Source organism: Pseudoduganella sp. GW821-FHT12E03 (assembly GCF_058807115.1).
The window spans coordinates 325,859-347,528 of sequence record NZ_JBXAQJ010000002.1 but is presented as its reverse complement, the minus strand read 5'-3'; the positions used below and the strand labels follow the sequence as shown (position 1 = coordinate 347,528).

Below are 21,670 nucleotides of genomic sequence, written 5' to 3'. Positions count from 1 at the left end.
TTATGCACGATGCCCGGGTGAAATTGTATAGTCAGGCTACCGGGAATGTCACACGCCACACCGTCCGCGGCCGCACCGTCACAAACCGCAGGATTTATCGCCCGGTCCCAGGAAGCGCAGCGCGCGCGAATACGAGACGGCGGCGTTTTCCCGGCGCTTTTGCTCCAGCGTGACCATGTCGCCGATGTTCAGGCCGTTCAGCACAAACAGGTTCATTTCCTTGCCCTTGAACTTGTCCGGCAAGACCTGTTCGGACCAGCCGCCGTCACGGTAGGCATAGCGGGTGAACAGGCGGCAGCCGGGCGAGGTCGATACCACGGTATAGATGACCGGCACGCCATTTTCCACATCGAGCACCAGCGGGTTTTCGTGCTGGCCCTGGCCGCCGTCGTGGGCCGCGCGCCATTCATAGGATTTGCCCGGCTGGGCCGGCAGCGTAAAGCGGATGGCGGTGCCATCGTCGGTGCTGCGGCGGTCCACCACAATGACTTCGCCCGTATGCAGCCGCACCTGTTCCTGCCAGCGTTCCGTGCGCGAGCAACCGGACAGCGATGCGCCCGCCACGGCAAACGCCAGCGCCGCCGCCAGCGCGCCGCCCTTTGCCGTCCAGCTCATCCATTTGTGTGCCATCGCCGCCCCTGCCGCCGCCCTATGGGCGAAAGCCTCTATTGTGCCTTGTTTTCAGCGGCGAATTGTCACAAAAGTTCACCAAAGTTCATCAACCTTGTCGCCGCCGTCATTGCAGGCGCAGCCGCCGGCGCGCCGCGCGGGCATACGGCACCCAGGCCTGCACGGCCCAGCGGCGCCACATCATCACCCCCCGGATCCATTCATCGGCCGCATAGGCGATCCACAGCCCCACCAGCCCGAGCCCGAAATACACGCCCAAAAGCCAGCTGCCGCCCGCCAGCACCATCGCCATCGACGCGGCGCCCGCCATCACGGGATAGCGCACATCGCCCGCCGCGCGCAGCGCATTGATGACCACCAGGTTGAAGGTGCGGCCCACTTCCAGCGCCACGGTCAGCCACAGCAGGGCCGCGCCGTCGCGCAGGATGTCCGGGTCCCGGGTGAACCAGCCCAGCAGCCACGGGCCCGCCAGCGCCATGCAGCCGGAAATCACGCCGCTGACCGCCAGCCCCCGTGCCAGCGACGCGCGCACCAGGCCATGCGCTTCGCGCAGCCGGCCCGCGCCGATCATATGCCCGACCAGGATTTCCACGGCCAGCGCCACGGCCATGCTGCACATGATGACCACGCCGCCGATCTGTTGCACATAGGCCATCGTGGCCAGCGCCCGCTCCCCCAGGCTGCCAGCCACCGCCATGCTGGCCATGAACGCCAGGCGCCACGCGATATTTTCCGCCCCGGCCGGGATGCCGATGTGCAGCACGTCGGTCAGCGGCGCGCGGCGCAGCCGCCACCAGTCGCCCCACTGCAGGCGGATGCCAAGGCTGCGCCGCCAGAAACCCAGGTGCAGCGCCAGGCCCAGCGCCCGGCTCAGCAACAGCGCCAGCGCATAGCCGGGCAAGCCCAGCGCCGGCAGCGGGCCCCAGCCATACATCAGCGGAAACGCCAGCAATAAGTGGGAGGTATGCATGGCGGCCAGCACCAGCAGCGAATCGCGCATGCGCAGGTGGGCCCGCATCACGCCCGCCATCGCGGCATTCCACGCATCGAACAGCAGCGCGGGCGCCAGCACCTGCAGCATCGGCGCCGCCAGCGGCAACACCGCGTCCGGCGCATGCAAGGCGCCCAGCAAGGCGTGCGCGCCGGCAAAGGCCAGCAGCGCCGCCACCACGCCCAGCCAGGTGCTGGCGCCGACCATGGCCAGCGCCACCCTGTCCGCCACATCGCGCCGCCCGCCGCCGAGGTTTTGCGTGATCACCACGCCGATGCCGGAACCGATGATGCGGAACAGCAGGAACAGGGTCTGCGAAATCTGGATCGTGACGGCAAAGGCCGCGCCGGCGGTATCGGACACGCGCGCCGCCATGGCGGTGCCGGCCACGCCGATCGCCACCGCCAGCGACAGTTCGATCAGCAGGGGCCAGGCCAGGGTAAAGACGTGGGGACGGGAAGAAGTGGCGGAAATGGGAGACATTGCGCAATGATAGCGCAATCAAATATATTTAAACCGGTTTGAGGCAAAAATTTCCGAAGGGAGGTTTTGCCGCAGGCAAAGCCGCCATGCATGCGCCAACGGGACGCATGCATGGCGGCGACCTCAATGCAACTTGACCGACGGCGTGATGCGCTTGCGCAGCCAGTCCACCAGCATGACGGCGGCGGCCCGGACCACCCCGTGCAGCGCCATCAGGTGCTTCTGGTACATCATCCCGTACAGCAGGTTCGCCGTGGCGCCGCTGACCGGCATCTGGCGGCCGACCGAGCCGCCCAGCAGCACGCCGACGGCGGCGACCGGTCCGAGCGAGACCAGCGAACCGTAGTCGCGGTAGCGGAATTCCGGCAGCGGCTTGCCTTCACGGCGGGACAATGCATCCGCCAGGAACACCGCCTGCTGGTGCGCCACCTGGGCCCGTGGCGGCGCGGCACCCTTCACCGGGCACACGAAGCTGGCGCAGTCGCCGATCGCGAACACGTTCGCATCGTCGACCGATTGCAGCGATGCATTCACCATGATCTGGCGCATGCGGCCCAGCGACAGGCCGAAGGTCTTGCTGATGGACGGGCCTTCCACTCCGGCCGCCCACAAGGTCAGGGTCGCGGGACGCGGCACGCCGTCCACGTGGATAGTGTCCGCTTCGACGCTGGTGACGGCGGCGCCGGTGCAGATATCGATGCCGCGCGTGGCCAGGTATTTTTCCGCCCGCGCCGACATTTCAGGCGGCAGGTGCGGCAGGATGCGCGCACCCCGCTCCAGGATACTGATGCGCACGTCGCGCGCCGGGTCCAGGGTGTGCACTTTGTATTTGGCCAGCGCGCGGGCGCTGTGCGCCAGTTCCGCCGCCAGTTCCACGCCGGTGGCGCCGCCGCCGACGATCATCACATTGACCTTTTCGCCGTCGCCCTGGCTGGCCCGCACGCAGGCGCCCAGGAAGCGGCGGTAAAAACTTTTCGCATCGCCGACATGATCCAGCGTGCATACATTGTCGGCCGCGCCGGGCACGCCGTAGAAATTGGTGACCGCGCCCAGCGCCAGCACCAGGGTCGTGTATTCCAGGGTGCGCAGCGGCGGCGCAATGCCGTCGTCACGCATGCAGGGCGCCAGTTCCAGGGTGCGGGTGGCGCGGTCCACCGAACACATTTCCGCATGGACGAACTGGAAGCCATGTTCGGCCGCCTGCGCCGAGTATTCGATCTGGAAAACCTGCGGGTCGCGCTTGCCCGACGCCACCGTGTGCAGCAGCGGTTTCCAGAAGTGCGTTGGGGAACGATCGACCAGGATGATCTTCGCGCGGCCCTTGCGGCCCATGGTGTCCCCGAGCCGGGTTGCCAATTCGAGGCCGCCTGCGCCTCCGCCTACGATTACGATGGTTTGCATGATGTTTCCTCCGTTTTGTTTCCTTCTGGGTGCTAATATAGTTCCCGCAAAACGAAAAGAGAAATTACTTATTTTCAGCGATTGATAAGGTTTAGATTATGTATCACGCAAGCTTCCGCCAGCTCGAAGCGCTGGTGCTCGTGGCCCGCCATGAAAGCGTTTCACGCGCCGCCGAGGAAATGCATGTCACGCAGCCGGCGATTTCCGCCCAGCTGCGCGCGCTGGAAGAACTGGCCGGCACGGCCCTGACGCGCAAGGTCGGGCGCAATATCCAACTGACCGCCGCCGGTGAAGTCATGCGCAATTTCGCCGAACGCATCCTGCAATTGTGGGACCAGGCCGGCGATGAACTGGGCGAGCTGCAAGGCGTCAGCAGCGGCACCCTGCGCATCGGCGCGGTCTTCACCGCGGAACACTTGCTGCCCTCGATGCTGGTGAAGTTCACTCTGGAGCGCCCCAATGTCCGCATGAACCTGCGCGCCGGCAACCGCAGTGAAATCATCGGCCTGCTGTCGCGCAAGGAAGTGGACCTGGCCATCATGGGCACGCCGCCGCGCGAGCTGCGCATCAACGCGGCCCGTTTCGCGCACCACCCGATGGCGTTCGTGTCCAGCCCCAAGCACCCGCTGATGAAAAAGAAGCGCGTGACCCTGGACGACATCGTGAAATCGAACTTGCTGGTGCGCGAACGCGGCTCGGGTACGCGCACCGCCGTCGAGCGGCTGTTCAAGGAACACGGGCATACCCTGCACATCAGTTCCGAAGTATCGAGCAACGAGGCCATCAAGAGCATGGTGGCGGCGGGACTCGGGGTCGGCTTCGTGTCGGTGCACGCGTGCGCGCTGGAATTCCAGGCCGGGCTGATCGACATTTTGCCGATGAAGGAAAGTCCGCTGGAAGGCGACTGGCACGTGATGCACCTGGCCGACCAGCCCCTGCCCCGGATTGCCGCCGCGTTCCGCGATTTCATGGTCAATTCCGGCCAGGCGCTGATTGAAACCGAACTGGAAGCGTATTACCAGAAATACCAGAGCCAGCACAAACGTGGCGCGAAAGCCTGAATTCCCCCATCTTTGTCACATCCGGGGGTCAGACCCCAAATGTGACAAAAGTGGACATTCCAAGATGATTTTTCCTCCCGTCCGGCCTGACCATATTGAATTTTTGGTCAGGCCAATATAGAATCATTTCACTTTCCCCCCTTCCAGAACCTCGGCCCCCGCCCCCACCGGCCCTCGTTCATGAGGCACGGGCCACGCGAGGTGGCCCGACCGCAACCGGCAGACAACCCGGAAGCGCCGCACATCCCTCACGCAGTTCCTGACCTACAAGGAGCAACAATGAAAACAATACGGGAGACATTCGTCCAAACCACCCTCAATGGCGTCCTCAGTGGCGTGCTTGGTGGCCTACTCTTCGGCGCCCTCGCCGCCACCGCCGCACCGGCCGCCCATGCCGCCGTGCTGCCGCTGCAGAATGCCGTCATCACCGCCACCTATAACGGCGACGGCGCGTCCATGCTGGGCCTCGACCATGGCTTCGCCACGGAACCGGGTTCCAATACCAGCGCGATTCATGCGGGCGGCGCCGGGGTGGAATTCTTTACCGCCGACGCCCTGTTCGGCTTTGACTTCGATGACAATGGTTCGCTGACCATCTACAACAACGCCCCCATCCCCGCCGGCGACTACCGCTTCCGCTTCGACTTTGGCGCGTCCCTGGCCGCGCCGCTGTCCAGCTTCACCCTGGCCGGCATGACCGGCGTGAGCGGCACGCCGCTGCTGTCGCTGCTCGATGGCGGCCGGGCGCTGGGATTGGACCTCAGTGGCCTGACCTGGGATGACGGCTATGGCGTCCTCACGGCCACCACAGACAGTGCCAGCGTGCCGGAACCGGGCGGCACTGCCCTGCTGCTGGGCGGCCTTGGCATGCTGGCGCTGGCGCGCTGCCGCAAAGCCTGACCCACCGTCAACCCGATCACAGGAGTTCACCATGAAACACTGGAGTTTCAGGGCCGCGCTTTGCCTGTCGGCCATGCTGGCGGCAGGCGGCGGCACAAGCATCAACGCCGCCGCCACGGATCCCGCACGCCAGCTTGCCCCGGCCGATGGCTGGGCCAGCCAGGCCGGCGGCACCACTGGCGGCGCCAATGCCGCCGGCGGCTTTATCTATACCGTCACCAACCGCGCGCAATTGCTGGCGGCGTTGAACAATGGCGGCAACAACGCCAAGATCATCAAACTGGTTGGCACGATCGACATGAGCGAAGGTGTGCCCTTTGCCAATACCGGCGACCAGGCCATCCGCGGCGCAATCCGCATGAAGAGCAACACCACCCTGATCGGCGATGGCGCCAATGCCGGCATCGTCAACGGCCATATCATCATCAGCAATGTCAGCCAGGTCATCATCCGCAACCTGAAGCTGGTCAACGCGTGCGACGTCGGCCCCATCTGGGATCCCACCGATGGCGCCACCGGCAACTGGAATTCCGCCTATGACGGCATCGGTATTTCACAGTCGGACCATATCTGGATCGACCACAACACGTTTACGGATACACCCACCACGGACGATTTGCTGCCAATTGAAAACGGCAAGATCAAGCAATGCCACGACGGCGCCCTGGATGTGACCAATGCATCCGACTACGTCACCGTGTCGTACAACGTGTTCGGCCAGCACCACAAGAACAACCTGATCGGATCGAGCGACTCCGCCAGTGCGGACGAGGGCAAATTGCGCGTGACCTTTGCCAACAACGTGTTCCGCGATGTGACCAACCGCGCGCCGCGCGTGCGCTATGGCCAGGTGCACATGCTGAACAATTATTTCGTGGGCAGCAAGTCGCATGCGGTGTATCCGCACGATTACAGCATCGGCCCGGGCTATAACGCGAAAGTGCTTTCGCATGGCAACGTGTTCGACATTGCCGGGGCCACGACGTGCGCGCATGTCGTGAAAAACCCGGGCGGCACGCCGACCGGCGTGTTCAAGGATACCGGCTCGCTGCTGAACGGGGCCGCGCTGTCCGGCTGCACCGTGTCCGCCGCCGCCGCGTGGACGCCGCCATATGCCTTCACGTCCCGCCCCGTGGCGCTGGTGAAAGCCAATGCGCTGGCACAGGCGGGCAGCGGCAAGCTGGCCACTACCATCACGGGAACCGGCGACGTCAGCACCGATCCGGGCCTGACGCTGGCCTGCCCCGCCACTGGCAATGGCCTGTATTTCTGCGACGACTTCCAGAATGGATCGAGCGCCAACTGGGACTTGCTGCCGGTCGCGGGTCCGAACGGTTCGTTCAGCGTCAAGACGGAAACCATCGGCGCGAGCAACAAGGTGCTGCAATACACGGCGGCCACCACGGGCGGCGTGCTGGCCCTGTTAAAACCTGCCGCGCTGGCGGCCATACCCGGCGCCGACTATTACGTCGAAGCGCGCATCAAGCCACTGACCAACAGCACCACCGGCAACAAGCAGCTGTACCTGCTCACGCGCTACAGCAACGCCAGCAACTGGTATGGCGCGGGATTGAACGTGCAAAGCACGACGGCGTCCACCCAGGTGGAAATCGCCAAGATGGCGGCCGGTTCGCTGAGCCGTCCAAAACAGGTGAAAAAACCCATCAACATGGATGCGCAGTTTTATACGGTGCGCTTTGAAATGATCGGCGGCGTGCTGACGGTGTACCTCGATGGCGAATCGCTGGGTTCCGTCACGGATACGGCGTTTGCCGCGCGTGGGCTGGTGGGTCTGTATACGGCCAACAAATCGTTCCAGGTCGACGATGTCCGCATCGGCGACCCGCGTTTGAAACCTTCGCAGCTGACGCTCAATCCCGCCGTGACAACCTATGCGGCGGAAGCGGGCGATGCGCCGCTGTCGCTCGCCATCACGGCGCTCAAGCCGGACGGTTCCGCCGACACCTTCATGGCCAGTTCCAGCAATCCCGCCGTGGCGGCCGTGGGCATCAATGGCGGCACCCTGACGGTGACGCCGGTCGGCGCCGGCACCGCCAACATCACCATCACCAGCGACGGCGACCCCACCTTAAAACGCGGCATCGCTGCCACCATCAGCCCGCAATTCGTGCAGCCGGCACAAACGTATACCTTGGCCGGCGCTTGGCCCGCCGTGGCGCAGACCGGGGTGAATATCGACGCCAGCCTGAAGCTGACCTTTGACAATCCGCCGGCACTGGGTTCCGGTGGTACCATCCGCATTTTCCGCAAGGTCGATGACGCGCTGGTGGACACCATTAAATTGTCCGGCGAAGTGGAGGAAATCGGCTATGCCGGGCAGGCGCTGATGCGCAAGGTCAACACCACGCCATTGGCCATCAGCGGCAACACGCTGACCATCCGTCCCCATGCCAACAAGCTGGCGTATGGCGGCGAATACTATGTGGCGATCTCGAATGGCGCCATCACCGGCGCTTCGCTGGGCGGCGTGCCGTTCGTCGGCATTGGCAAGCTGGGGGGCTGGACCTTCGGCACGCGCAGCGCACCGCCGGTGGCGGACAGCGAGATCACCGTGGCGCTTGATGGCAGCGGCGACTTCGATACCGTGCAGGGCGCGCTGAACTTCATCATGAAGGAAATGGACAAGGCGGCGCCGGTCACGGTGCGCATCAAGAATGGCGTGTACCGGGAATTGCTGTACTTGCGCGGCAAGGATAATGTCACGCTGACCGGCGAGAGCCGCGATGGCGTGGACATCCGCTACACCAACCATGACACGTTGAACACCGGCAGCGGCGCCAGCCAGGCCGCCGGGACCAGCGCCACGCCGGCCGGTGGCCGCGCCGTGCTGCTGGTGGAGGCATCGGACATGCTGCGCCTGCAGTCGCTGACCTTGCGTAACACGACCTTGCGGTCGCCATCGATTTCCGCGCAGGCTGAAACGCTGTACTTCAACAATGACGCGGGCCGGCTGATCGCCACCGATGCGAATTTCTACAGCGAGCAGGACACGCTGAACTTGAAGGGCTGGTCGTGGTTTTACCGTACGCTGGTGGCGGGCAATGTGGACTTCATCTGGGGTTCCAGCCGCGCAGCACTGTTCGAGGACAGCGAAATCCGCTCGGTGGGCGATACCACCAGCAGCACAAGCGGCGGCTATGTGCTGCAGGCGCGCGTGGCCAACGCCACCGACAAGGGCTATGTCTTCCTCAACAGCACGCTGACGCACGGCCCGGGCCCCGGCCCGCTGCACGGCGACATCCCGAACGGCGTCACCTGGCTGGCGCGCAGCGCGGGCAGCAGCTCCACGTGGGACAACATCGCTTTCATCAATTGCCGGATGGACAGCCACGTGGCGCCGGCGGGCTGGGCCGGCCTCGGCGTGAACGGCCAACCCGCGCCAAACCCCGTCACACCAACCGCGGCAAGCGGCTGGCGTGAATACGGCACCACCGACCTGGCCGGCAACCCCGTCAACCTGGCAACGCGCGTCGGCGGCTACCAGCTAAGCGCCTCCGACGTAGCCACAAGCTTCGCCACCCGCGCCCAAGTCTTCTCCGCCTACAACAATGGCGCCGGCTGGGACCCGCAATAATCATGGGATCAACCCATGGGGTCAGGCGTGCGTTCGTGCACGTTTGACCTGGGGTCAGGCGTGCATTCGTGCATTCGGCCCGCCATGCGTAATTCAACGGCGCCCGTGGTTAAGGGGCTGTTGCGGAAATCAGCCGATTCGCCTGCCTGCGCAATCTGGAAACAGCCGGCTCCCACCACGGGGTTGGCATGCATCCCGGCACCGGCGCTCCTCTGTCAAAGGGGAGCTGAATGCACGAATGCACGCCTGACCCCACCGGGGAAACGCATCAATGCACGCCTGACCCCATTGCGGGGTTTCAGGCGGCGTCGCGTTCGGGGACCAATGCGGGCGGCGCAGACACCGATATTGCCGCCCCGGTTTGCGCCGCCACCTCCGCATCCGTCAACGGGCCGGTGCCGCTGTAGCGGTCCAGCGCGAGGTAGATCACCGGGGTGATGTACAACGTCACCACCTGTGAAAACAGCAGCCCGCCCACCACCGCCACGCCCAGCGGCTGGCGCAGTTCCGCGCCGGCGCCGAGGCCGAACGCCAGCGGCACGGCGCCCATCAGCGCCGCCAGGGTCGTCATCATGATCGGCCGGAACCGCTGCAGGCAGGCCTGCCGGATCGCTTCGCCGGGTGGCACGCGCCGGGTGCGCTGCGCATGCAGCGCGAAGTCGATCATCATGATGGCGTTTTTCTTGACGATACCGATCAGCATCAGGATGCCGATGGTGGCAATCAAGGTCAGCTCCATGCCGCACAGTTTCAGCGACAGGAACGCCCCCACCACCGCCGACGGCAGCCCCGCCAGGATCGTCACCGGATGGATCCAGCTTTCATACAGCACCACCAGCAACACATAAATCACCGCCAGCGCGACAAACACCAGCACCAGTTGGCTGCTCTGCGTTTCCTGGAACGTGGCCGCTTCGCCGCCATAACGGGTAATCACCGAAAGCGGCAACTGCACGTCACGCCCGATTTCCGCAATCTTCGCGGTCGCCTCCCCCAGGGCCACGCCGGGCGCCAGGTTGAACGACAGGGTGATCGCCTGCAACTGGCCCTGGTGGTTGACCGCCAGCAGGCCCGCCGTGCGCTCGACCGCCGCGATAGCCGACAGCTGCACCAGGGCGCCATTGGCGCCGCGCACCGACACCTTGCCCAGCGCTTCCTGGTATTCCCTGTCCTGCGCCTCCATCAGCACCGCGTAACTGGCGCTCGGCGCATAGATGGTCGACACCTGCCGCTCGCCGAACGCCAGGTACAGCGCGCTGCGCACGTCCGACATGCGCACGCCCAGCCCTTCGGCCTTGTCGCGGTCGATGCGCAGGCTGGCCTGCAAGCCCCGGCTCTGGCTGTCGCTGGTCACGTCGCGGAACATCGGATCGCTTCGCATGCCCTGCTGGATCTTTTCAGCCCAGCTTTCCAGCCCTTCCGGGCTGACGCTCTGCAAGGTGTACTGGTAGCGGCTCTTGCTGCTGCGGCCACCGATCTGCAGGTTTTGCATCGGGTTCAGGTAGACCGCGATGCCCGGCACCGCGCGCGCTTCCTTGCGCAGCCCGGCCAGCACTTCCTGCATCGGGGCCCGCTCGCCGCGCGGCTTCAGGGTCAATATCATGCGTCCGCTGGACGCGGTATTGCCGCCCCCCGGACCACCCGGCCCCGTAAAGGACAACACGCCCTGCATGGCCGGATGGTTGCGGAAACGTTCCGCCACCTGCGACTGCAGCGCCAGCAAGGCCGCCGGCGACACGTCTTCCGCCGCCTCCGTCGTGACGCGGATGCGGCCCAGGTCTTCGTCCGGGAAGAACCCCTTGGGCATGTCCTGGTACAGCGCCACCGTCAGCGCCACGCTGGCCAGCGCGCCGCTCAGCACCACAAGGCGGTGGCGCAGGCTCCAGTCCAGCGACACGCGGTACACGTTGGTCAGCGCGGTAAATCCCGCCTCAAACCAGCGCCCCAGCCAGCCGCCGGAAATGGTTGCCGTGCCGGTATGCTTCGGCAGCAGCCGGCTGGCCAGCATCGGCACCACCGTCAGCGACACCACGGCCGACACCAGCACCGACAGCGACACCACCACGGCAAATTCGCGGAACAGCAAGCCGATCACGCCCGGCATGAAGAAGATCGGGATGAACACCGCCACCAGCGACACGGAAATCGACACAATGGTAAAGCCCATTTCACGCGCCCCCACCAACGCCGCCTTCATCGGCGATTCGCCCCGCTCCGTGTGATGCACGATATTTTCCAGCACCACGATAGCGTCATCCACCACCAGGCCCACGGCCAGGGTAATGCCCAGCAGCGAAACATTATTGAGGCTGTAGCCGCACCAGTGGAACAGGATCATCGCGCCCAGCAGCGACAGCGGCAACGTCACAGCGGGAATCACCGTGGCCGCCAGCCGGCGCAGGAACAGGAAAATCACCAGCACCACCAGCGCCACGGTCAGCGCCAAAGTGATATTGACGTCGTGGATCGCTTCGCGGATCGACAGCGAACTGTCGCCGGACAGCGTGACGGAAATCGACGACGGCAATTGCGCCTGCAGGCGCGGCATCAGCTTGCGCACCGCGTCGACCACCGCCACGGTATTCGCGTTCGGCTGGCGTTGCACCTGCAGCACCACCGATTGCGCGCCGTTGTAGCTGGCCGTGGTCCGTACCGACAGGTAGCTGTCTTCCACGCTGGCGACTTCCTTCAGCCGCACCGGCAAGCCATTGCGGTTGGCCACGATCAGTTCCGCGAACTGGGCCGCCTTCATCAGCTTGCCATCGGCCTGGATCGTCAGCAATTGCTGCGGCCCTTCGATCACGCCCAGCGGCGAATTGGCGTTGGCCGCGCGGATCGCGGCGGCCAGTTCATCGAGCGTCATGTTGCGGGCATTGAGCTTGTCCAGTTGCGCCTTGACACGCACGGCAAAGCGTTTTTGCCCGTTCACGTTGACTTGCGCCACGCCCTCCAGGGTGGCGATCGATGGCGCGATCAGGTTTTCCGCATAGTCGTTGAGCTCAGCAAGGCTCAGCGACGGCGCGTTCAGCACGATGAACAGGGTCGGCCCGTCGGCCGGATTGCTCTTGCGGTAAGACGGCAATTCCGTGACTTCCTGCGGCAGGGATCGCTGCGCGCGCAGCAGCGCCGCCTGCACGTCCAGCGCGGCCACGTTGATGTCCACCGACGGGTCGAATTCCAGCGTCAGCGAGGTCGAACCCGACCCGCTCGACGAGGTGATCAGGTTCAGCCCCGCGATCGTGGAAAACTGCTTTTCCAGCGGCAGCGCCACCGAGGACGCCATGGTTTCCGGGCTGGCGCCCGGCAAGTCCGCATTGACGTTGATGACCGGGGTGTTATAGCTTGGCAGCGCCGCCACCGGCAATTGCAGCACCGCCAGGATACCCGCCGCCGCCAGCGCCAGCGCCAGCACAATCACCATGGCCGGGCGGCGGATACACAGTTCAGACAAGTTCATGCCGGACCTCCCAGTGCGGCGAGGGCCGCCGCGCCGTCCTTGTCGACCCGTACCTTCGCGCCTGGCCGCAGATTCTGCTTGCCTTCGACGATCACCTGTTCACCGGCATCGATGCCCGCGATGGCGGCCTTGCCGCCAAAAGAATGCAAGACCTTTACCGGCCGCGATTGCGCCTGCTGTTCACCGTCCACCGTGAAAACCCGCGCGCCATTGCCGCTGGTGACGATGGCCGCCAGCGGCACCACCACCGCCTTGCGCAAGGTATCGAGCGTGACCTTGGCCTGCACGAACTGGCCCGGCCACAATTGCGCGCCGGTTGGCGAACTGTTGTTGGCAAATTGCGCCTTGACGCGGATGGTGCCCGCCTGGGCATCCACCGCGCTGTCGATAAAGCTCAGGCGTCCCGCATAGCTGTGCACATCCTGCCCCGGACCATTGGCCGGCACCGTGGCGCTGACCCGCGCGCCGCCCGCCTTTTGCCCGTCCAGCAAACCGGGCAAGCCGCTTTCCGGCACGGCAAAGCTGACCGCGATCGGATGCATTTGCGTCACCGTCGCCAGCGCGGCGGAAGCCTGCGCCATGCTGCCAGGATACACGTTGATGATGCCGATCCGGCCCGGCGACGGCGCGCGCAGCACGGTATGGCCCAGGTCCACCTGGGCCGACCGCAGCGCGGCGCGGTCGGCCTGCACTTGTGCGCGGGCCGCTTCGGCTTGCGCCTGCAAGCTGTCGGCCGCGCTGACGGAAATGAACTTTTGCGCCGCCAGTTCACGTGAACGGGCCGCTTGCCGCTCGGTGTCGGCCAGCGAGGCCTCGCTGCGCGCCAGGCGCGCCTGCGCCTGGTCCAGCGCGGCCTGCTCCGCACGGCTGTCGAGCGAAAACAACAAAGCGCCAGTCGCCACGTTTTGTCCTTCTTTCACGTGTACCTGGCGCACTACCCTGCTGACCTGCGGACGGATTTCCACCGTGGACAACGGCACCACGGTGCCATTGGCCTGTATTTCCACTGCCACGTCCTGCTGCCGGGCGGCAGCCAGCCGCACCAGCGGCGGCCCGCCGGCGCCGGGACCGCCACGCCGTCCGCCGCCATTGACGTCGGCGCCGCCCGCCGGGCCACGCGCCGCCCCGGCACCTTCCCGGCCGGCCACACCTTGCGCAGCGGCGCCATCGCCTGCGCCGCGCGCACGGTCCTGTCCTTGCTGCGCGCCAGCGCCCCCCGGCGCCGGCCCGTCCCGCAGTTGCCCGCCACCGGCCCAGAACCAGCCCCCCGCGCCGACGGCGGCGGCCACCGCCGCCACCGCCAGTACCTTGCGCCCACCCTTGGCCCGGGCGCTTTCCCTGATGATTGCCATACCGCTCCCGCCCCCGCTAACTTGCCGGCTCCGTCAGCACCGACAGCTTGCTGACGCCGGAGCGCTGGATATGGGCAATCACTTGCGCCACCGAACGGTAAGGCACCGCCTCGTCAGCCTGCAGGCTGAGCGCCAGTTCCGGGTCGGCGCTCACCAGCGTGCGCAATTCCGGTTCCAGCGCCGCCAAGGCCACTTCGCGCTTGTCAATGAAGACGCGGTTTTCCCCATCCACGCTGACCGTGACGCTCTTGTTCGGCGTGGCCGGCGTGGTGGCGGCGGTTCTTGGAAGGTTGATCCGTACCGCGTTATTGAGCAATGGCGCCGTGAGGATGAACACCACCAGCAACACCAGCATCACATCCACCAGCGGCGTGATATTGATTTCGCTGACCACGTCGCTGCTATCCCTGCCTGTCGTGAAAGCCATTATGCGTATGCTCCTGCCGGCAAGCCGGCTGCCAGTGCGCCCTGGGCGCTGTCGTCACGGACCGGCGCTTTGCCCGTCGGCGCGGCCGATACACGGAAGTTGTTCTTTTGCGCCAGGTTGACGAAGTCGGTCGCGTAGTTATCCAGTTCCGCGGCGGTGACTTTCAGGCGGCGCACATAGAAGTTAAACGCCAGCACGGCAGGCACCGCCACCGCGATACCGACGCCGGTGGCGATCAGCGCCTCGCCGATCGGACCGGCCACCACGTCGATGCTGGCCGAACCGCTGGCGCCAATCGCGCCCAGCGCGTGAATAATCCCGAACACGGTGCCGAACAGGCCGACGAATGGCGCGGTCGAACCGATTGACGCCAGCACAGCCAGGCCGCTTTCCAGCGATTGGTATTCCTTCTGGATTTGCTGGCGCAGGTAGCGTTCCAGCAATTCGCGGCGATCCCAGCTGTGCTCCAGGTCGGCGCTGGCGTCGGCATCGCTGACGTACAGCGCTTCGAAGCCGACTTCCGCCAGGCGCGCTTTCGGGCTGGCGCCGCTGGGCAAGGCAGCGGCCGCGTCCAGCGAGCTGGCGCTCCAGAAAGCCTTGCCGAAGGATTTGTCGCGTTTGGCCAGGCGGTAGTGCTGGACGCCCTTGGCGGCGATCAGCACCCAGGTCACGACGGAAAACGCCACCAGCGCATACAGGGAACCCTGGACGATCAATTCGAGGTAATGGGATTGCATGGGTAATTCCTTTCAAAAATAATTTACGAGAGCTTGAAATTCAGCGGGACCTTGACCCAGCCATCGATCGGCGTCTGGCCGCGCTTGGCGGGTTCGAAAGCCCAGCCCTGCACTGCCTTGACCGCAGCATCGTCCAGGATCTTGTGGCCGCTGGATTTATCGATGTTGATGGCGGAAGGTTTGCCGGTGGCCAGTACCTGCACCTTGAGGATGACTTGCCCCTGCAAACCCCGGTCTTGCGCCAGCGCCGGGTATTCCGGCGCCGGGTTGTTCTTGTAGCCGGCGAAGCCGCGCGGTTCGGTCACCGGTTCAGGTGGCGGCGGTGCGGGCGGCGCGGCCACCGGCGCCGGCGGCGCGGGCGGCTGCGGGGTGGTGGCCACCGCCACGGTGTCCGCCGTCGCCGGGCCGGTGTCGACCACGTTGCGCACCACCGGCAATTGTGGAACCGGCGCCTGTTTCACCACCGGTGTCCGAGGCTGCGGCTTGGGCGGCTCCGGTGGTGGCGGCGGCGGTGGCGGCGGCGCGAATTCCAGCGCCAGCGGCTCGGCCTTGGGCGGCGGCAGCTTCGCATCGGCCGGCAGGTTGTGCACGCCGACGATGATGGCGGCGTGCAGCAGCACCGCCGCGCCGGCCAGCGCCGTCAAGCCAACCCGGTTGTGCAAGCCCTGCTTCAGCAGATCGGGGCGCACCGCCGCCGCATTGGGCAAGGCTTGCACTGGCTGCGCGGCCGGCCGCGTGGCGCGGCGCGTCTTGGCGCGGCGCGGCGCATGGGAGGCGGAATGAAAACTGTCGAAGGTCAGTGTCGTCATGGGATACCTTTGTCAAATCCGGAAGTTAAGGCGCTGCTACCACGCGGGCGCAGGGCTTGATACGGGTGCGGGGGCCGCGGCCGGAGCCGCATCGGGCGCCGTGCTTTCCACCACGGGGGCGGCAACCGGCGCGGCGTCCTGCGCCAGCCCGGCGCCGCTGGCAAACGCCATCGCCAGCACGGCCACCCCGACGGCGCAAGCCAGCGCGGTCCAGCGCCACGCTTGCGCGCTGGCGGCCGGCACATCCACCACCGGCACGTCTTTCCAGCCAGTCACCATGGGCTTGACCAGGTTGGCCTTGCGCACCACCAGGTAGGCCGCGATGGCCAGCACGTGCAAGGCGATCACGCCCAGCAGCACATAAGCCAGTTGCTGGTGCAGCCCCGTCAATTGCAGCGAACGGGCTTCATCCACCAGCGGCGCCAGCGGCCCCTGGAACGCGATTTCGTCATTGCCGAGCAGCCCTGTTCCCGCCTGCGCCGCCAGCAGCGCCAGCAAGGCAAACACCGACAGGGCGCCGAGCGGGTTATGGCCATGTCCCTGCCAGCGGCCGCCGAGGTAGGCGCGCAGGCGGCCCGGCGTCGGGGCGAAATTCACAAAGCGCGCATGCGCGGCGCCGGCAATGCCCCACACCAGCCGGAACGCCACCAGGCCCACGATGGCGATGCCCGCATAGCCGTGCACCGGCATCCAGTCGCCGCCCACCAGCCCGGTGGCCAGCGCCAGCGTTACCGACAGCACCAGCGACCAGTGAAACAGCCGCGTCGGCAAATCCCACACATGGATGCGGGCCGAAGGGCCGACCGCGTCGCAGGCGCATGCGCCGTCGGTGACGGCCCTGGCTATCCCGCCCGCCTGGCCCGGCGGGATGGACCGCGCGTACAGGCTGTGGACCGCCGCGCCACCCGTATTGCCTTGCGGCGTGGAGACGCGCACCGCCGGCGGCGGGCCGCCGCGTTCCGCGCCGCCTTGCCCCCGCACCGCGTCCTGCTGGCCGCCACGCACGGCCGCGCCGCCGGCGCTGGCCAGGTACGCGGCCGAAGCGGCTTTGCTCGCGCGCAGCTTGGCCTTGGCCACGCCGCGCAGGCTCTTGCGGACAGCCGGGACCTGCCGGTCTGGCTGCGCGCCGGCGGCGGCGTAGGTCCTGGTGAAGAATTTGCTGCTCATGCCGCGATCCGCCTTACTGTTGCGCGGTTGCAGCTTGCGCGGCCTGTGCGGTCTGGCGTGGCGGCGGCGGCGCCACGCGGGTAATCTTGCCGCCCTGGGCTTCGTAATCCTCCGAACCGGTGGCGCCGGCCACCTTGTAACCTTTGCTGGCCAACAGGTCGCCGACGGCGCCGGCGCGGTGCGCATGGTTCGACACGGTCAGGATCACGCGGTCTTTCGGGATATACGACAGGTGCTGTTCCACTTCCTTGGCCTGGACATTCAGGTAGACCGGGAAGCTGCCCTTGGCGGTCAGCTCATCCGGACGGCGCACGTCGATCACCAGCAGTTTTTCCGGGCTGGCCAGCAGCTTGTCGACGTCGGCGCGCTCCAATTGCCGGGTCTTGTACTTCCATGGCTGCGGGGCTTGCTGGGCCAGGGCGGATGCGGCCGCCAGGGCCAGGGTCAGGGTGATAACGGATTTCAGAGCGTTCATGGCATTCCTCAAGTAGCGCAGTGCGCGATTCGCACCACTGTCGCCACCAGGGATTGCAACTCCCGTGCCAAGGGGCCTGCGGATGCCTTGCGCACCGCGCCAGATTGACCATAACGCCCGCTGTTACAGGCTCCCTGCGATTCGCCGGATCAGTCGAAACAGCGTCGGCATGGGCCTTTGCGTCCACGCATGCTGGTGCCTGCCCAGCATGCGTGGACGCACCGCTGTTGAGAATTCAACAGCCGGCCGCCATCCGGATTAAGCAAAGTAGCGGTACAACAGGCCTATGCCGGACACCAGCACGACCACATTCACCACCTTGATGAACTGCTCCCGTGTCAACCGCAATGTGATGCGCCGGCCGGCAAACACGCCGGTCAGCATGGCCGTTGCCAGCGCGGCGGCCAGCAACAGCAAGCCGGTATTGGCAAACACGCCTGCGGCGATGAAGAAGGCCAGCCGCGTCAGCGTACTCAATCCGATCAGCGTGCTTTGCGTGATGCGGACGCGGTTTTTGTCGTCGATGCGTCCCGTCAGATAAATCGAATACAGGAAACCGCCGCTGCCGAACAGCGCACTGAATACGCCGCCAACCAGCCCGAACGGCACGGCTGCCCTTGCGCTGAACCGGGTTTCAGCTTTCAGACCGCTCAGCGAATACAGCGCGTAGGCAATAACAAATACACCCAGCATCAGCATCAGGACATCGGGCCGGGTGACCAGCAGGATGGCCGCACCGACTGCGCTGCCGACCATCATCAGCGGCACCAGGCGCGTCAACTCGGCGACTTCCGCGTGGCGGCCGTCGCGGGCCAGGTTGGTGACCGCGGCAAAGAAATCCAGCAGCGCAAGCAGCGGGACGATATGCGCCACCGGAACAAATTGCGCCAGGATGGGGCTGGCGACCAGCGCCGTGCCAAAACCGGCAATGGAAAAAATCACATAGGCCAGCGCGACCGCGCACCAGACCATTGCAAATTGAGAGTATGAAAGATCAGCCAGCATGGTTTTCCTGGGTTGCGATAGCGGGGTGGGCCCTGATCTTCACATGATCAATAAAGTTGCCAAATACGTATTATCCGCAACTTGTTGCATTTCCATCAATGCCGCTGGCAGCCTGTTGCCGGGTCACCAGCGCAAACCATGCTATTCCCCGTTTTGCCTGCAACGGCGGGCTTCCCGCAGGTGGCATGGTGTTTGCGACGCATAGGGCATCCTCCACCACCAAGATGCCATACATGCATAAGCAAATTCACTCACGTCGTTTCTCCATCCGCCTGCTGCCCATCGCCGCCCTGCTGGCCGGCGCCGGATTCAGCGCCCACGCGGCCGGCCAGTCCTTTGACGCCGGTATCACTGATCTGCGCGCGGAAATCGCCCGTATCCAGGCAGAGAATGCGCGCCTGAAAGAAGCGCTGGCGGCACAGGGCGTGACGCCGCCGGCCGCCACCCCGCCCGTTCAAGCGCCGGCCGCCGCACAGGAAGAAGAACCCCAGGCGCTGGGCGCCGTCACCGTGCGGGGCCGCAAGAAAATTGAAACCCTGAAGGAAGTGCCGCTGTCGATTTCCGTGGTCAGCGGCCAGGAACTGGACCGCGAACTGGCGCAGGATTTATCGGCCATCACCAAACGCGGCGCCAACGTGCAGTTCAACCAGAACAACACGCGCGGCGCGTCGCTGTCGGTGCGGGGCCGGGGAAAACGCTCGTTTACGGAAACCCAGGACCCCAGCGTGGGTGTGGTGGTCGATGGCGTCAGCTATGGCTTGTCGCAGCTGGCCAATTTTGATTTCTATGACGTGGAATCAGTGGACGTGACGCGCGGCCCGCAGGGCACGCTGGGCGGCAAAGGCGCCAGCTCCGGGGTGGTCAGCATCAATACGCGCAAGCCGTCGTTCTACCCCACCGCCGACTATTCCGTCACCTATGGCAAGAATGAAACCGTGATCGGCAAGGCCAACCTCGGTGGCCCGGTCATCGATGAATTCCTGGCCTGGCGCGGTTCGTTCATTGTGCACCGCGCACGCGGCTTCTATGACAACAACTTCGACCATAACTACAGCCTGTATAACAAGAACCGGGTCAGCGCCCGCACGCAATTCCTGTTCACACCGACCAGCACCTTCAATGCCCGCATCAGCCTCGACGTGGAACCGCACGCGCCGCAGGTGCAGAACGGCCTGACCTTCTACAAGAACATCCCGGATACCTTTGCCAATGGCAGCCCGACCGACCCGAGCGGCACCTCGACCCGCTCCAAGCTAACCGGCTACCGCGATGCCAACGGCAACTTCACGGGGCCGCGCGGCTGGTTCGCCGGCCGCAACTTCAGCGGTACGCCGTATACCTATGAAGCCAACTATATCGGCGACGACAACATCAACTTCAATGAAAACCAGGGCCAGACTGTGCACAACAAAGGAGGTTCGGCCGAATTGACGTGGGATTTGCCGGGCCATACCTTCACCTCGCAATCGGCGGTGCGCATTTATTCGTTCGACGCCCACAATGACGAAGGCACACCGTTCGACATCAGCCGCAATGGCGGCGGCGGCGTCGCTTATCGCCAGTTCACCCAGGAATTCAAGCTGAAATCCAAGCCGGGCGGCCCGCTCGACTACGTGGCGGGCCTGTTCCATATCCGCACCGATGACGACATCGCATCGAAATCCGGCTGGGGTTCCGACGCGGGCGCGTGGTTCGCCACCACGGCGCAATACAACACGCTGGAACGCGATGCCGGCGTCAACCGGGGTGTGGGCCTGGCGCTGCTGAAGGATTCCCTCGACGACTTGATCGTCAAGGGCGACACCGTGGTGCACACCAAGAGCAACGCGCTGTTCGGCAACGCGACCTGGCACGCGACGGATCGGCTCAATATGACGGGCGGCTTGCGCGTGACACGCGAAGACCGCACCACCACCGACACCCGCGTGCTGGGCGCCAATGGCGCCGGCGCCGCCCTGAACCCGGTGACGGTACGAGGCGTGGCGCTGGGTGGTTTCGACAGCGGCGCCAACGGCGGCCTGGCCATCGGCAACAGCGCGGCCCAACTGGCGCTGGCCGATGCGATCGCCAATAAATACTATGGCGCGGCCATCACGGCGGTCCCGGGCGCCGCCTATGGCAGCCTGACGGCGGCGCAACAGCGCCAGGTCGCCGCCGCCAAGGCGCTGCGCGCGGGACAGATCGGCCAGCTGATCTCCGGTGTCGTGGCCAAGTACGACGACACGCTGTACACCGCCGCGCTGGCGCCGTCGTACCGCTTCAGCGACCAGTACACGGCGTACACGTCGTGGCAGTACGGTGAAAAGTCCGGTTCCGCGCTGAACGTCAACGGCGCCAACGCCAACGTACGCCCGGAGAAAACCAATGCGTTCGAGATCGGGCTGAAAACCAGCCTGCCGCAATACAACCTGGTGCTCAACACGGACCTGTTCCTGATGAACATCAAGGATTACCAGACCGCCGTGCGGGTGGTCGATGAATTCACGACGGCGACCAACATCGCCAATAACCAGGCCAACCCGACCGCCTATGTGACGGCGCAGGGCAACGTGCCAAAAGCGCGCGCCAAGGGCGTTGAATTCGACGGCGTCTACAGCGGCATTCCCAACCTGTCCATCCGCTTTTCCGGCGCGTGGAACGATGCGCGCTACGTCAGCTTCCCGCTGGCGGCCAAGCCGGATGAACTGGCGTACCTGCCGGGCGCCTATGTCGACCAGAGTGGCCTGGTCTTGCCGGGCGCGGCGAAATGGACCGGCAATATCGGCGCCGAATACCGCAAGCCGTACAACGGCCGCGAATACCACGCCAGCTTCAATACCGCCTTCACCAGCCGCTATAACAATACCGACACGCTGTCGTCCTATGGCTGGGTCAGCGGCGGCGCCATCACGGACTTGTCGCTGGGCGTGGCCTTCAAGGGCTTCGACGTCAGCCTGAACGTCAAGAACGCGTTCGACAACCGCAAGCACGAACCGGCATGGGTCAGCTACTCGCCGAACCCGTATCCCCGCTGGTATGGCATCACGTTCAGCGGCAAGCTTTGACGTTGCAGCCGTTGCCGCGCCCCGCATACCATATGCATATATCAACTTCACCATGAACGGATCACACCACCCTGGTTTGCAGTAATAAGCAATATCCCCGGCGGTGCTGCTGCATTTGCAGCAGCACCCTGGTGGA

15 protein-coding genes are annotated in these 21,670 nt (G+C 65.3%); 4 read left to right on the top strand and 11 right to left on the bottom strand.

Features of this window, described 5'->3' with window-relative positions; genetic code table 11:
* Window positions 1-78: 78 nt before the first annotated feature.
* The 3 genes from AC1RRC_RS05230 to AC1RRC_RS05220 form a co-directional block, all read right to left on the bottom strand.
* Entirely contained in the window at window positions 79-630 is a 552-nt protein-coding gene (locus AC1RRC_RS05230; protein ID WP_493054207.1) for a hypothetical protein, read from the bottom strand.
* Window positions 631-736: 106 nt separating this feature from the next.
* Window positions 737-2,104 (bottom strand): MATE family efflux transporter, encoded by a 1,368-nt coding sequence (locus AC1RRC_RS05225; RefSeq protein ID WP_493054206.1) that lies wholly within the window; start codon window positions 2,102-2,104, stop codon window positions 737-739.
* A gap of 123 nt (window positions 2,105-2,227) precedes the next feature.
* Window positions 2,228-3,505 carry an NAD(P)/FAD-dependent oxidoreductase gene (locus tag AC1RRC_RS05220; RefSeq protein WP_493054205.1) on the bottom strand — a complete coding sequence of 426 codons (1,278 nt, stop codon included), beginning with the start codon at window positions 3,503-3,505 and terminating at the stop codon, window positions 2,228-2,230.
* A gap of 98 nt (window positions 3,506-3,603) precedes the next feature.
* Between AC1RRC_RS05220 and AC1RRC_RS05215 the strand changes: the two genes are divergently transcribed.
* From AC1RRC_RS05215 to AC1RRC_RS05205, 3 genes are all read left to right on the top strand, one after another.
* Window positions 3,604-4,566, top strand: coding sequence for a LysR family transcriptional regulator (locus AC1RRC_RS05215; protein WP_493054204.1), 963 nt, complete (start codon window positions 3,604-3,606; stop codon window positions 4,564-4,566).
* Window positions 4,567-4,845: 279 nt separating this feature from the next.
* Window positions 4,846-5,466: a PEP-CTERM sorting domain-containing protein gene (locus tag AC1RRC_RS05210; RefSeq protein WP_493054203.1), complete on the top strand. Its 621-nt coding sequence runs from the start codon at window positions 4,846-4,848 to the stop codon at window positions 5,464-5,466.
* Window positions 5,467-5,497: 31 nt separating this feature from the next.
* Complete coding sequence (locus AC1RRC_RS05205) at window positions 5,498-9,061, top strand: pectinesterase family protein (protein ID WP_493054202.1); 3,564 nt, start codon at window positions 5,498-5,500, stop codon at window positions 9,059-9,061.
* Window positions 9,062-9,359: 298 nt separating this feature from the next.
* Here AC1RRC_RS05205 and AC1RRC_RS05200 read toward each other — a convergent pair whose 3' ends face one another.
* The 8 genes from AC1RRC_RS05200 to AC1RRC_RS05165 form a co-directional block, all read right to left on the bottom strand.
* Window positions 9,360-12,518 carry an efflux RND transporter permease subunit gene (locus AC1RRC_RS05200; RefSeq protein WP_493054201.1) on the bottom strand — a complete coding sequence of 1,053 codons (3,159 nt, stop codon included), beginning with the start codon at window positions 12,516-12,518 and terminating at the stop codon, window positions 9,360-9,362.
* Window positions 12,515-13,870, bottom strand: a complete 1,356-nt coding sequence (locus AC1RRC_RS05195; protein WP_493054200.1) for an efflux RND transporter periplasmic adaptor subunit — start codon at window positions 13,868-13,870, stop codon at window positions 12,515-12,517. Before AC1RRC_RS05195 ends, AC1RRC_RS05200 begins: the two co-directional genes overlap by 4 nt.
* 16 nt (window positions 13,871-13,886) lie before the next feature.
* Window positions 13,887-14,297: an ExbD/TolR family protein gene (locus AC1RRC_RS05190; RefSeq protein ID WP_493054199.1), complete on the bottom strand. Its 411-nt coding sequence runs from the start codon at window positions 14,295-14,297 to the stop codon at window positions 13,887-13,889.
* Window positions 14,297-15,034 carry a MotA/TolQ/ExbB proton channel family protein gene (locus AC1RRC_RS05185; protein WP_493054198.1) on the bottom strand — a complete coding sequence of 246 codons (738 nt, stop codon included), beginning with the start codon at window positions 15,032-15,034 and terminating at the stop codon, window positions 14,297-14,299. The genes AC1RRC_RS05190 and AC1RRC_RS05185 overlap by 1 nt, the downstream gene beginning before the upstream one ends.
* 23 nt (window positions 15,035-15,057) lie before the next feature.
* A complete protein-coding gene (locus AC1RRC_RS05180; protein ID WP_493054197.1) occupies window positions 15,058-15,843 on the bottom strand; it encodes an energy transducer TonB in 786 nt (261 codons plus the stop codon).
* Window positions 15,844-15,879: 36 nt separating this feature from the next.
* Window positions 15,880-17,010, bottom strand: coding sequence for a cytochrome b/b6 domain-containing protein (locus tag AC1RRC_RS05175; protein ID WP_493054196.1), 1,131 nt, complete (start codon window positions 17,008-17,010; stop codon window positions 15,880-15,882).
* Window positions 17,011-17,023: 13 nt separating this feature from the next.
* A complete protein-coding gene (locus tag AC1RRC_RS05170; protein WP_493054195.1) occupies window positions 17,024-17,485 on the bottom strand; it encodes a rhodanese-like domain-containing protein in 462 nt (153 codons plus the stop codon).
* A 258-nt stretch (window positions 17,486-17,743) separates the two neighbouring features.
* On the bottom strand, window positions 17,744-18,490 hold the full coding sequence (locus AC1RRC_RS05165) for a sulfite exporter TauE/SafE family protein (RefSeq protein WP_493054194.1): 747 nt from the start codon (window positions 18,488-18,490) through the stop codon (window positions 17,744-17,746).
* 233 nt (window positions 18,491-18,723) lie between these two features.
* Here AC1RRC_RS05165 and AC1RRC_RS05160 point away from each other — a divergent pair, with 233 nt between their 5' ends.
* Window positions 18,724-21,534 carry a TonB-dependent receptor domain-containing protein gene (locus AC1RRC_RS05160; RefSeq protein ID WP_493054193.1) on the top strand — a complete coding sequence of 937 codons (2,811 nt, stop codon included), beginning with the start codon at window positions 18,724-18,726 and terminating at the stop codon, window positions 21,532-21,534.
* Window positions 21,535-21,670 lie beyond the last annotated feature (136 nt).